The sequence below is a fragment of the Pseudoduganella sp. RAF19 genome, from assembly GCF_052114165.1.
GTDB lineage: Bacteria > Pseudomonadota > Gammaproteobacteria > Burkholderiales > Burkholderiaceae_D > Rugamonas.
Genome location: NZ_JBFREF010000001.1, coordinates 923,027 through 935,626 on the forward strand (window position 1 = coordinate 923,027; position 12,600 = coordinate 935,626).

Here is a 12,600-nt window from a genome sequence, read left to right on the forward strand (position 1 = left end):
ATTATAAACGAAGGGGCAGAAGCGGGCGTTCTGCCCCTCTGGGGAGGGCGGGGGGATCAGCGCCAGTTTTTCGGGTCGTATTTGCCCGGTTCGCCGGGGTTGGTGCGCACATTGCCGGCCTGGCGGCGCTGGTCGATGGACGGATGGGCCAGAAGCTTGAATTTCGCCTGGTCCAGTTCACGCAGCGCGACGCGCGGGTGCAGCACATTCCACGGGTCCATATTCCATGGCTCATGCGCATCGCCTTTGAAATCAGGCTTAAATGCCAGCGGGCCGGGATTCTGGAACAGGACTGGGGGCGTGAGCGTGGAGAGCTGTTCGATCATCCACTGCAGCGCCGCATCGGACAGGCCGGCCTGGGGATAGCCGCCGCCGACGTCGGCGTGCGCGCCGGGGAACACCATCTGCGTCACGCCCGCCCGTGCGTTCCAGAGCGTGGGCGTGAAGTCCACGCGCTGCTCATCCAGGGCGATGGCGTGCAGGCCGACTTTGATCTCGGGCGAAAGATCATTATTTATGAACTTGAAGGTATCGGAACGGGCGTCGCGGTGGTAGGCCGGGATGCCCATGGAGCCAACCGTATCCCAGACGGCGACGGCGCCGACCGGCGCGGTGAGCTGGACAAAGTCTTCCTTCTTCAGCGAGTTCTGGCTGACGAAGGCGGGCAGGTCGGCGATGGCTTCGCCCAGCCGCGCCAGGATGTCGAATTTCCTGTTCTTGCTGAGGCAATCGTGGCGGTACTGATACCAGGCCTGGGCGCCGCGCCGGTAAGCGCCTTCCTTGTCATTTTCGGTGGCGTCGCGCAGCAGGCCTTTGGCGGCGATCAGGCCGGCCAGGGCACGCGCCGTGTAGGCGCCGCGGCTGAAGCCGACGATGACGATGTTGTCGCCAGGTTCGTAATGGCGCGAGATATAAGTGTAGCCGCGCACGATGCGCGAAATCAGGCCTGAGCCGAAAGCGCCGCCGATCAGGCGGCCGATCGCGTTGCTGGAGTCGCCTACGCCGTGAATGTACTTGGCGACCTGAATTTTCGCCGGGCCTTCACTCAGTTCGGATTCCTGTTCCTTGGCCAGCAGGATGCTGCCGGCGACAGGATGGCCGGCGAGGGTGACGAACAGCTTGAAGACATTGGTCGGGTCGGGGACGCCGTCCTTGTCTTCGTCCTGATTGGGCGAATTCCAGGTGCCATCGGCGCAGAAAATGATGTTCTTCATGTCGGACTCCCCTTGTTGTAGGATTAGTCTGACAATTGTCGTCCTTTTCAGATCCCGGAATTCTCCCCAATACTCACTATCGCCTTATTGATTCTCGACCAGCAGGCCCAGCTGGATCAGCGACTGGTGCCAGCCCAGGTAGCACTGCTCGGCCGGAATCACGGCCGGCACGCCTTCCTGCACCACATTGATTTCAGTGCCGCAGGAGACAGCGCGCAGTTCGACGGTGGTGCGCATTTCACCTGGCAGGTTGGGATCGTCGAACACGGCGGTGTAGCTCAGGCGCTCGTTCTGCTTCAGTTCCTTGTACTCGCCGCCGAAGGAGTGGGTGAAACCGGTGCCGATGTCGGTGAAGGACATGCGGTACTTGCCGCCCACCTTCAGGTCTTGCTCGTGGACTTCGCCGACATAGCCGAACGGCGGCAGCCATTTGTTCCAGGCCGCGGCCGTGGTCCAGGCCTTGTAGACTTTTTCAGGAGTGGTGCGCAGAACGCGGTGCAGGCGGATGGTGTGCGTGGACATGGCAGAACCTTTCGTTAAAATGAGGGGTTTGTAACTCCACGACGCGCCGGATTCCCGAAAATCGACGTCGTCCGAAAAAAGTTTCCGATCATCTTGCGTGTTTTGCAATAACACTGCAAGTCATGACCGGGCCAAAGCGGTCGCCGAACTTGCCCGGAGAGCCAATTCCAAGGTAGAATCTATGGTTGCCTGACCTCGTGTCTTGCAATGTTGTAAATCTTCTTACTTTTATAAACCCGAATCCCCCCGACAAGGGTGCCCGCAAGGGTGACTGGGAGGATTCCAGACCCAACCCTGGAGTAAAAAATGTCTGTAACGATGCGTGAAATGCTGGAAGCCGGCGTCCACTTCGGTCACCAAACCCGTTTCTGGAACCCAAAGATGGCTCCGTTCATCTTCGGCCACCGCAACAAGATTCACATCATCAACCTGGAAAAGACCCTGGCCATGTACCAGGACGCGATGAAGACCGTGCGTCAAATCGCTGCTTCCCGTGGCACCATCCTGATGGTGGGCACCAAGCGTCAAGCCCGTGACATCATCGCCGCTGAAGCTCAGCGCGCAGGTGTGCCATTCGTCGACCAGCGTTGGCTGGGCGGCATGCTGACCAACTTCAAGACCATCAAGACCTCGATCAAGCGTCTGAAAGACATGGAAGCTGCGATGGAAGACGGTTCCGTGGAAAAGCTGTCCAAGAAGGACGCACTGCTGTTCCGCCGCGAACTGGACAAGCTGCAGAAATCCATCGGCGGTATCAAGGATATGGGCGGCGTTCCTGACGCAATCTTCGTGGTGGACGTTGGCTACCACAAGGGCGCGATCACCGAAGCTGCCAAGCTGGGTATCCCGGTCATCGGCGTGGTTGATACCAACCACTCCCCAGAAGGCGTGACCTACGTCATCCCTGGCAACGACGACTCCTCCAAAGCGATCACCCTGTACGCCCGCGGCGTGGCAGATGCGATCCTGGAAGGCCGTGCCAACGCCTCCGCTGAAGTCCTGGAATCCATCAAGACTGCAGCCGGTGACGAGTTCGTGGAAGTGAACGAGCAGGCTTAATTGTCTGATCCGCTGAGAAGCGGGAACAGCTTGAAAAGGGGTGGCCCAACAGCTCCCCCTTTTTTTTAAACAGATTTCCGTCGGGCTGGCAGCCACAAGGTGCCAGCCTGGCAAAAACAGTACCCACCGAATACAGGAGAAACACATGGCAGCAATTACTGCAGCAATGGTTGGCGAACTGCGCGCGAAGACCGACGCGCCAATGATGGAGTGCAAGAAGGCACTGACCGAAGCCGACGGCGACATGAACAAAGCAGAAGAGATTCTGCGCGTTAAGCTGGGCGGCAAGGCTGCCAAGGCATCCGCACGTATCACCGCTGAAGGCGTGGTCGCTGCTTACATCGCCGGCAACGTGGGCGCCCTGGTTGAAGTGAACTCCGAAACCGACTTCGTGGCCAAGAACGACGACTTCCTGGCAATGTCGAACCTGGCTGCCAAGCTGGCTGCTGAAAACAATCCGGCTGACGTTGCAGCCCTGCTGGCACTGCCAGCTGGCAACGGCCAGACCCTGGAAGAAGTGCGCGCTGCCCTGGTTGGCAAAATCGGCGAAAACATGTCGATCCGTCGCTTCCAGCGTTTCGAAACCACCGGCAAGCTGGCTTCCTACCTGCACGGCGCGCGTATCGGCGTGATCGTCGACTTCGAAGGTGGCGACGACCAGGTTGGTAAAGACGTGGCAATGCACATCGCTGCAATGAAGCCAGTGGCTCTGTCCGCTGAGCAAGTTCCTGCCGACCTGATCGAAAAAGAGCGTTCGGTTGCCAAGGCCAAGTCCGACGAAGATGCGGCTAAAGCTGCTGCCGAAGGCAAGCCAGCTCAGCCAGCTGACATCGTTGCCAAGCGCATCGATGGCTCGGTTGCCAAGTACCTGAAAGAAGTGTCGCTGATGAACCAGGCTTTCGTGAAGAACGACAAGCAGTCCGTTGAGCAGATGCTGAAAGCAGCAAACACCACCATCAAGGGCTTCACCATGTACGTGGTTGGCGAAGGCATTGAAAAGAAAGTGGACGATTTCGCGGCAGAAGTGGCAGCCCAAATGGCTGCGTCGAAAGGCGCTTAATCAAGAAAACGGGCCGCAAGGCCCGTTTTTTTAACCCGAGGCGCAAAGCAGGTGGCCGCCACATCGTGGCAGCCACCAGGCCTTCGCCTCAGGTTTTAAGATTTGTTAAGTAATATTTAAGCCTGACAAATCGGAATTTCCCGGCGGCTTGTGGTATTTCCGTTATCATTGCCGCCGTAGCCTCACCGAATACATTTAAAGGAGCCCCAGCTCATGTCTAAACCTGCCTACAAGCGTGTCCTCCTCAAATTGTCTGGCGAAGCCCTGATGGGCGACGATCCATACGGCATCAACCGGGGCACGATCGAGCGGATGGTGGCAGACGTGGCCGAGGTCGCGAAACTGGGCGTGGAAGTCGCTGTCGTGATCGGCGGCGGCAATATCTTCCGTGGCGTGGCGCCAGGCGCCCAGGGCATGGACCGCGCTACCGCGGACTATATGGGCATGCTGGCCACCGTGATGAACGCACTGGCCCTGGCCGACGCCATGCGCCACATCGGCGTCACCGCCCGCGTGATGTCCGCCATCAGCATTGAACAGGTTGTTGAGCCTTACGTGCGCCCGAAAGCGCTGCAGTACCTGGAAGAAGGCAAGGTCGTGATCTTCGCCGCCGGTACCGGCAACCCGTTCTTCACGACCGATACTGCTGCAGCATTGCGCGGTTCGGAAATGAGCGCGGAAATCGTGCTGAAGGCCACCAAGGTGGACGGCGTGTACACCGCCGACCCGAAGAAAGACCCGAACGCCACCCTGTACCACAAGATCAGCTTCGACGAAGCGATCGCCAAGCACCTGCAGGTCATGGACGCCACCGCCTTTGCGCTGTGCCGCGACCAGAAACTGCCGATCAAAGTATTCTCGATTACCAAGCCGGGCGCGTTGATGAACGTGATCATGGGCGCGGAAGAGGGTACACTTGTTCACGTATAAACAATATAAACTGAGTAAACTCAAGCAACAGGAGAGCAGCAATGTCTACCGCTGACATCAAAAAAAACGCACAGGACAAGATGGGTAAGTCGCTGGAGACGCTGAAGAGCGATCTGGCTAAAGTGCGTACCGGCCGTGCCCACACCGGCATCCTGGACCATGTGATGGTCGATTACTACGGCAACCCAACCCCGATCAACCAGGTCGCCAACCTGACCCTGATGGACGCCCGTACCATCGGCGTAACCCCGTTCGAAAAGAAAATGGGCGCCGCCATCGAGAAGGCCATCCGCGATGCGGACCTGGGTCTGAACCCGTCCGCACAGGGCGACACCATCCGCGTGCCGACCCCGCCGCTGACCGAAGAGCGCCGCAAGGAAATGGTCAAGCTGTGCAAGGGCGAAGGTGAAGATGCCAAGGTCGCGATCCGCAATATCCGCCGTGACGCCAACGAAGGCCTGAAGAAGCTGGTGAAAGACAAAGCCATCTCGGAAGACGAAGAGCGCCGCGCCGGTGACGAGGTTCAAAAGCTGACCGACAAGTTCATCGCCGACATCGACAAGACCGTCGCCGAAAAAGAAAAGGAAGTCCTGACCGTTTAAGGTTACGAAACCGGGGACAGGCGAGGGCGTTTGCCCCCGTCGTCCCCGGTTTTTTAAGTATACGTATCTATGAAATATACGAGTTCGACGACCGCGGTTCCCGAATCGCCCAAAGTGCCTCGCCATGTGGCGATGATCATGGACGGCAACGGGCGCTGGGCGACCAAGCGTTTCCTGCCCCGAGTGGCCGGCCACGTCAAAGGCGTGGAAGCGGTGCGCACCGTGGTGGAAGCCTGCGCCGCGCGCGGCATCGAGTACCTGACGGTGTTTGCCTTCAGTTCCGAAAACTGGCGCCGTCCGGAAGAGGAAGTATCCCTGCTGATGAAACTCTTTGTCACTGCGCTGGAACGCGAAGTGGCCAAGATGCACGCCAATAACATCCGCCTGAAAGTGGTCGGTGACCTCAGCCGCTTCGACCAGAAGCTGCAGGACATGATCGCCACCGCCGAGCGCAAGACTGCCGCCAACACCCGTATGACGGTTACCGTGTGCGCCAACTATGGCGGACGCTGGGATATCATGCAGGCCATCGGCAAGATGGTGGCTGAACATCCGGGGCAGACCGATTTCTCGGAAGAGCAATTGGCGCCGTACCTGTCCATGGCCTATGCGCCGGAACCGGACCTGTTCATCCGCACCGGCGGTGAAGAGCGCATCTCGAATTTCCTGCTGTGGCAGCTGGCGTATACCGAGCTGTATTTCACCGATACGTATTGGCCCGATTTTGACGCTGAGCGCCTGGATGAGGCCATCTCCTCCTACCAGAACCGCGAGCGCCGTTTCGGCCGCACCGGCGACCAGGTCGCAGAGAAAAAATAAAATATGCTGAAGACACGAGTCATCACGGCTGTACTGCTGTTGGCGGTGCTGCTGCCTGTACTGTTTTCCAATTACTACCCGGCGGTGGCCGTGGTGGTGACGCTGTTCTTCGGCGCCGCGTCGTGGGAGGCCTTCCGTCTCTTCAGGAACCGCGCCGCCATCGTCATTGCCTTATTCTGGGCCGGCGCTTTCGCTTACACCTTCTTCTTCAATAATGGCCTGGACCAGGCCCGCTTCTGGGTGGCGATCGGCGCCGCCATCTGGCTGCTGCGCTTTGCGCCATCCCTCAAGCTTGGCCTGCCGCCGCTGGAAGGCGTCGGCAATCTGATGCTGAGCATGGTGTATGTGGTGACCCTGGTGTCCTGCTTCGTCGCCATCCTGGTGCTGTATCAGCGTTCGCCGGTCTACCTGATCTCGGCCATGGCCCTGGTGTGGATTGCCGACATTGGCGCATACTTTGCGGGCAAGGCATTCGGCAAGCGCAAACTGGCGCCGTCCATTTCGCCGGGCAAATCCTGGGAAGGTGCGATTGGCGGCTGGGTCGCCGTGCTGGTGATCGCCTCGCTGACTGTGCTGGCTGCGGGCACCGTACCGCTGTTCCAGGACACTTTCGCCGTCAAACTGCAGGCAAAGATGGGCTGGGCGATTACGCTGGCCGTGCTGACTGTGATTGTCGCCGCGTCGATCGTTGGCGACCTGTTTGAATCCATGCTGAAGCGCCGCGCGGGCCTGAAAGACAGCAGCAATCTGCTGCCGGGCCACGGCGGTGTGCTGGACCGTATCGACGCGCTGGTACCGGTGCTGCCAGTGGCGGCCCTGATTTCCGGCTGGCTGTAAAAAGGAAGACCATGCAACGCATTACCATTCTCGGCGCTACCGGTTCCATCGGCGTTTCGACGCTGGACGTGATTGCCCGCCATCCCGACCGTTACTCCGTGTACGCGCTGACGGCGCATAGCCGCGTGGAAGCGCTGGCGGCGCAGTGCATCCAGTTCAAACCGGCGCGCGCTGTGGTCGGCTCGGCCGCCGCTGCCGAGCAGCTGCAGGCGCTGCTGCGTGCAGCCGGCTCGCGCACCGAAGTGGAGTGGGGCGAGGCAGCGCTGTGCGCCGTGTCTTCCGCCGCAGAAACGGATGCCGTGATGGCTGCTATCGTCGGCGCGGCCGGCCTGGCGCCGACCCTGGCCGCTGCGCGCGCCGGCAAGAAGGTGCTGCTGGCAAACAAGGAAGCGCTGGTGATGTCCGGCCAGCTGTTCATGGACGCCATCGCGCAAAGCGGCGCCCAGCTGCTGCCGATCGATTCGGAACACAATGCGATCTTCCAGTGCCTGCCGATGGGCTATGGCCGCGTGCCTGCCAGGGCGGGCGTGACCAAGATTCTGCTGACCGCATCCGGCGGTCCTTTCCTGAAGCGCGATGTCGCCACCCTGGATAACGTTACGCCGGACGAGGCCTGCAAGCATCCGAAGTGGTCGATGGGCCGCAAGATTTCGGTGGACTCGGCCACCATGATGAACAAGGGCCTGGAGGTGATCGAGGCGCACTGGCTGTTCGGCGCACCGGCTGCGCAGATCGAAGTGGTGATTCACCCGCAATCGGTGGTGCATTCCATGGTGTCCTATGACGACGGCTCCGTGCTGGCGGAACTGGGCAATCCGGATATGCGCACCCCGATTGCGCAGGCTTTGGCCTATCCTGAACGTATCGCCTCCGGCGTAGCGCAGCTGGACCTGGCGCAAGTCGGCATGCTGCAGTTCGAGAAACCGGACTTCGTGCAGTTCCCCTGCCTGAAGCTGGCCTACGACGCACTGAACGCAGGCGGTACGGCGCCAACCCTGCTGAACGCGGCCAATGAAGTGGCAGTGGCCGCCTTCCTGGATATGCGCCTCGGTTTCCGCCAGATCGACCGCGTCATCGCCGCCGTGATGGACGAAGTAGCGCATGGCGCTGCGTCCAGTATCGAAGCGGTGATGGCGCAGGATGCCCTGGCGCGTGCGGCGGCGGAGCGTGTTATCGCCGCGCTGCCGAAAACCGCAAACCAGGGGCAAACCCTGAGGGTCTGACCCCGGGGACAGGGGTTATAGGGTAAATATCATGGAACTGATTCGCACCCTGATCGCTTTTGCAGTCTGCCTCGGCACCCTGATCGTGTTCCACGAACTGGGGCATTACATGGTCGCGCGCTGGTGCGGCGTGAAGGTGCTGCGCTTCTCGGTCGGCATGGGCAAAGTGATCTGGTCGCGCCGGGTCGGCCCTGACCAGACCGAGTGGGCCATCTCCGTATTGCCGCTGGGCGGCTATGTGAAGATGCTGGACGCCCGCGAGCAGGATCTGAAGGGCTTCCCGGAATCCGAGTTGAAACGCGAATTCATGCACCAGAATGTGTGGAAGCGCATCGCCATCGTGGCCGCCGGCCCGATCGCCAACTTCCTGCTGGCCATAGTCCTGTTCGCCGGCCTGTTCATGTACGGCATCGAAGAACCAAGCAGCAAGGTCGGTGCGCCGGGCGCCAATACGCCGGCCGCCATCGCCGGTCTGCAGCGCGGCGACGTCGTCACCGCCATCAATGGCCATGCCTTGAAGGGCTGGTCCGAGCTGCGCTGGCAGATGATCCAGGCCGCCATCAACAAGCAGGGCGCCCGCATCGATGCTGATCGTCCGGGCTATGGCGCCAAAACCCTGAACATTCCCGCCGAAGCCTTTGCCAAAGTCGATCTGGAAGGCGATGTGCCGGCTGCAGTCGGTATCAACTACGCCCGTCCGCCAGCCGTGATCGGCAAGGTGCTGCCGGGCGGCGCCGCTGAACGTGCGGGACTGCTGTCCGGCGACAAGATCACTGAAGTGGATGGCGAGTCGGTTCCCGATACCACGGCCTTCCTGAACGCCATCCAGCGCGCACCTGGCCGCACGGTGACGATCGAGGGCCTGCGCAATGGCCAGCCGCTGTCGCTGCAAATCACGCCGGAAGCGGTGCCGGATGGCTCCAGTAAAGGCCTTGTAACAATCGGTAAGATCAAAGCGGAAGTCATCGGCATGCCCGATATGATCGTTGTGACTTCCGGTCCGGTCGAAGCACTGCAGAAGGCGGTGGTCAAAGTCTGGGATACCAGCGTGCTGACCATCCGCATGATCGGCAAGATGATTACCGGCGAGGTCTCTTGGAAGAACGTGACCGGCCCTATCACCATCGCCGATTACGCCGGCCAGACATCAAAGATCGGCGCCGTCAGCTATCTGAGCTTCATTGCCTTCATCAGTATCAGCCTTGGCGTTATGAATTTGCTGCCAATTCCTGTTCTGGATGGGGGGCATTTGCTGTATTATTCGCTGGAAGTTTTGACCGGGCGACCTGTTTCGGAACATTTTGCGGAGATTGCGCAGCGCCTTGGACTAGGCTTGCTGGTGACTTTGATGGCACTGGCTGTCTTTAACGACGTGGCGCGGCTCCTTTAAAACCAGACAGTCGCATGTTTTAAGCCCTTGAATTTGCCGATGAAATTATATTCTGACCGTTTCGCCTTGCCTTCTTTCCGCCGCAGCCTGATCGGCGCCGCCGTCCTGGCAATCTGCTCCGGCAGCGCGCTGGCTGTTGAACCATTTAAAGTCAAGGATATCCGCGTCGAGGGCATCCAGCGTACCGAAGCCGGTACTGTGTTCAGCTACCTGCCTGTGCGCGTCGGCGAAACCTTCAGTGAAGACAAGAGCGTGGCCGCCATCAAGGCCCTGTACGCGACTGGCATCTTCAAGGATGTAAAACTGGAAAAAGACGGCGACGTGCTGGTGGTGATCGTGGAAGAACGCCCGGCCATCGCCAAAGTCGATTTCGACGGCACCCATGAATTCGAAAAGGACATGCTGGTCAAGGCGCTGAAGGACATCGGCGTGGGCGAAGCCAAGACCTTCGACAAAGCCTCGGTCGATCGCGCCGAGCAGGAATTGAAGCGCCAGTATCTGTCGCGTGGCCTGTACGGCGTGAAGGTCGTCACCACCGTGACCCCGCTGGAGCGTAACCGCGTCAACATCACCTTCAAAGTGGACGAGGGCGATGTCGCCCGCATCAAGCAGATCAACATCGTCGGTAACAAGGCCTTCGGCGACAAAGAGCTGAAAGAAACCATGCAGCTGAATACCGGCGGCTGGTTCAGCTGGTACACCAAGGCCGACCAGTATTCCAAGACCAAGCTGACCGGCGACATCGAAGCGCTGAAGTCCTACTATCTGGACCGCGGCTACATCGAGATGAATGTGGATTCCACCCAGGTCTCGATCACCCCGGACAAGAAGGACATCTACATCACCATCAATATCACTGAGGGTGACAAGTACAAGGTTTCCGACATCAAGTTCGAAGGCGAGATGTTCGGCCGTGAAGAGGAGCTGCGCTCCCTGGTTCTGCTGAAGCGCAACGAGCTTTACTCCGGCGCGCTGCTGACCGCGACCAACAAGCTGATCACCGACCGCCTGGGTAACTTCGGCTTTGCATTCGCCAACGTGAACGCGAACCCGGAAATCGACCGCGACAAGCATGAAGTGGCCTTCACCTTCTTCATCGATCCGGGCAAGCGCGCCTATGTGCGCCACATGAACATTTCGGGTAACACGACCACCCGCGACGAAGTGATCCGCCGCGAATTCCGCCAGTTCGAATCGAGCTGGTACGACGCGAACAAGATCAAACTGTCGCGCGACCGCGTCGACCGTCTGGGCTACTTCAAGGACGTGACCATCGATACGCCGGAGGCGCAGGGCACTTCCGACCAGGTGGACGTGAACCTGGCCGTGGTCGAAAAACCGACCGGTAACTTCCAGATCGGCGGCTCGTTCTCGCAGGCGGAAAAGTTCGCCTTCAACGCCGCGATCCAGCAGGCCAACTTCGCCGGCTCCGGCAACACCGTGGGCCTGGAACTGAATACCTCGAAGTACAGCCGTACCATCGCGTTCTCGAACACCAATCCGTACTTCACCGACGATGGCGTGTCGCGCAGCTATGAACTGTATCTGCGTACCGTGCGTCCGCCTGCAGTGAACATCGGCGCGTATAACATCAAGCAGACCGGCGGCCGTATCAGCTTCGGTGTGCCGTTCTCCGAACTGGACACCATCTTCTTCGGTATCGGTCTGGAGAAATCCAGCGTGGAAACCGACACCACCTCGCCAGCCTACTTCAAGAAGTACGTGCGCGACCTGGGCGGCCCGGCTGACGGCGTCGGCCAAGTCAATGCTTACTCGGTGCCGCTGACCGCTGCCTGGGCACGCGACAGCCGCGACAGCGCGCTGACCCCGACCCTGGGCCGCTACCAGCGCATCAACCTGGAACTGGATGCCATCGGCGATTCGCGCTACTTCCGCGCGGTGTATGAACACCAGTGGTACAAGCCGATCACCAACAAGATCACCCTGGCCTTGCGCGGCGAGGCGGACTACGGCCACGGTATCGGCAACAAGGCTTACCCGGTCTTCAAGAACTTCTACGCCGGCGGTATCGGCTCGGTGCGCGGCTATTACAGCTCCTCGCTGGGTACGGTCGATCCGACCACCTTCGACGCCCTGGGTGGCGCTTCGCGTCTGATCGGTAACGCCGAACTGCAGCTGCCATTCCCAGGCCAGGGCCAGGACCGCTCGCTGCGCTGGTTCGGCTTCGTCGACGGCGGCCAGGTTTACCAGGAAGGCCAGAAGATGCGCCTGTCCGAGCTGCGCTTCTCGACCGGTCTGGGCTTGAGCTGGATTTCCCCGGTGGGCCCGCTCAAGTTGAGTTATGCTAAGCCCCTGAATGCCAAGGTAGGCGACCGCCTGGAGCGTTTCCAGTTCCAGATGGGTACTGGCTTCTAATTGCTGCATAGCAACGATAATGTCACGGAGAGTTAAGTTGAAGACTGCAACCGCAACTTTGAGCAAGTTTGCTGCCGGACTGGCGCTGGGCTGGCTGGCGATGGCGCCGGTGCACGCGCAGTCGTCCCGCATCGCCTGGCTCAGTTCCGAGCGCATCTACAATGAATCCAAGATGGCCAAGCTGGCCGGCGACAAGCTGGCCGAAGAGTTCTCCAAGCGCGAAAAGTTGCTGCAGGACATGGCCAACCGCCTGAAGGCCGCCAACACCCGCCTGGACAAGGAAGGTGTGACGATGTCCGAGGCGGACCGCGTGCGGCTGCAAAAGGAAGCGTTTGAACTGGACCGTGACTTCCAGCGCCGCCAGCGCGAATTCCGTGAAGACCTGAATCAGCGCACCAACGAGGAGCGTGCTGCGATCGCCGACAAGGCGACGAGGATCATCAAGGCTCTGGCACAGACCGAAGGCTTCGATATCGTGCTGCAGGATGCCGTCTGGGCCAGCCCGCGCATCGACATCACCAACAAAGTCATCGAAGCGCTGGACAAAGACAAATAACCGTAAGAATAG

Annotated in this window: 12 protein-coding genes; 10 read left to right on the plus strand and 2 right to left on the minus strand. The window is 60.0% G+C overall.

The window, feature by feature from the left end:
- Positions 1–56 precede the first annotated feature (56 nt).
- Together AB4Z19_RS04365 and AB4Z19_RS04370 are read right to left on the minus strand one after the other, a co-directional pair.
- Complete coding sequence (locus AB4Z19_RS04365; RefSeq protein ID WP_442028782.1) at positions 57–1,214, minus strand: DUF2235 domain-containing protein; 1,158 nt, start codon at positions 1,212–1,214, stop codon at positions 57–59.
- 84 nt (positions 1,215–1,298) lie between these two features.
- Positions 1,299–1,736: an SRPBCC family protein gene (locus AB4Z19_RS04370; protein ID WP_442028783.1), complete on the minus strand. Its 438-nt coding sequence runs from the start codon at positions 1,734–1,736 to the stop codon at positions 1,299–1,301.
- A 306-nt stretch (positions 1,737–2,042) separates the two neighbouring features.
- On the opposite strand from AB4Z19_RS04370, the gene rpsB reads away from it, so the two are divergent.
- From rpsB to AB4Z19_RS04420, 10 genes are all read left to right on the plus strand, one after another.
- On the plus strand, positions 2,043–2,795 hold the full coding sequence (gene rpsB, locus AB4Z19_RS04375; RefSeq protein ID WP_442028784.1) for a 30S ribosomal protein S2: 753 nt from the start codon (positions 2,043–2,045) through the stop codon (positions 2,793–2,795).
- A gap of 145 nt (positions 2,796–2,940) precedes the next feature.
- Positions 2,941–3,855 carry a translation elongation factor Ts gene (gene tsf / locus AB4Z19_RS04380; RefSeq protein ID WP_442034388.1) on the plus strand — a complete coding sequence of 305 codons (915 nt, stop codon included), beginning with the start codon at positions 2,941–2,943 and terminating at the stop codon, positions 3,853–3,855.
- A gap of 213 nt (positions 3,856–4,068) precedes the next feature.
- The gene (gene pyrH / locus AB4Z19_RS04385; RefSeq protein ID WP_395398882.1) at positions 4,069–4,785 is read left to right on the plus strand and encodes a UMP kinase; all 717 of its coding nucleotides are present in this window, start codon (positions 4,069–4,071) and stop codon (positions 4,783–4,785) included.
- A gap of 41 nt (positions 4,786–4,826) precedes the next feature.
- Positions 4,827–5,387 carry a ribosome recycling factor gene (gene frr / locus AB4Z19_RS04390; RefSeq protein ID WP_442028140.1) on the plus strand — a complete coding sequence of 187 codons (561 nt, stop codon included), beginning with the start codon at positions 4,827–4,829 and terminating at the stop codon, positions 5,385–5,387.
- A gap of 69 nt (positions 5,388–5,456) precedes the next feature.
- Complete coding sequence (gene uppS / locus AB4Z19_RS04395) at positions 5,457–6,206, plus strand: polyprenyl diphosphate synthase (RefSeq protein WP_442034390.1); 750 nt, start codon at positions 5,457–5,459, stop codon at positions 6,204–6,206.
- Between the two features lie 3 nt (positions 6,207–6,209).
- A complete protein-coding gene (locus AB4Z19_RS04400) occupies positions 6,210–7,043 on the plus strand; it encodes a phosphatidate cytidylyltransferase (protein WP_442028142.1) in 834 nt (277 codons plus the stop codon).
- An 11-nt stretch (positions 7,044–7,054) separates the two neighbouring features.
- Complete coding sequence (gene ispC, locus AB4Z19_RS04405) at positions 7,055–8,266, plus strand: 1-deoxy-D-xylulose-5-phosphate reductoisomerase (RefSeq protein ID WP_442034392.1); 1,212 nt, start codon at positions 7,055–7,057, stop codon at positions 8,264–8,266.
- A 31-nt stretch (positions 8,267–8,297) separates the two neighbouring features.
- On the plus strand, positions 8,298–9,656 hold the full coding sequence (gene rseP, locus AB4Z19_RS04410) for an RIP metalloprotease RseP (RefSeq protein ID WP_442034394.1): 1,359 nt from the start codon (positions 8,298–8,300) through the stop codon (positions 9,654–9,656).
- Positions 9,657–9,695: 39 nt separating this feature from the next.
- Positions 9,696–12,032: an outer membrane protein assembly factor BamA gene (gene bamA / locus AB4Z19_RS04415; protein ID WP_442034396.1), complete on the plus strand. Its 2,337-nt coding sequence runs from the start codon at positions 9,696–9,698 to the stop codon at positions 12,030–12,032.
- Positions 12,033–12,132: 100 nt separating this feature from the next.
- Positions 12,133–12,588 (plus strand): OmpH family outer membrane protein, encoded by a 456-nt coding sequence (locus AB4Z19_RS04420; RefSeq protein WP_442025636.1) that lies wholly within the window; start codon positions 12,133–12,135, stop codon positions 12,586–12,588.
- The last annotated feature ends 12 nt before the right edge of the window (positions 12,589–12,600 follow it).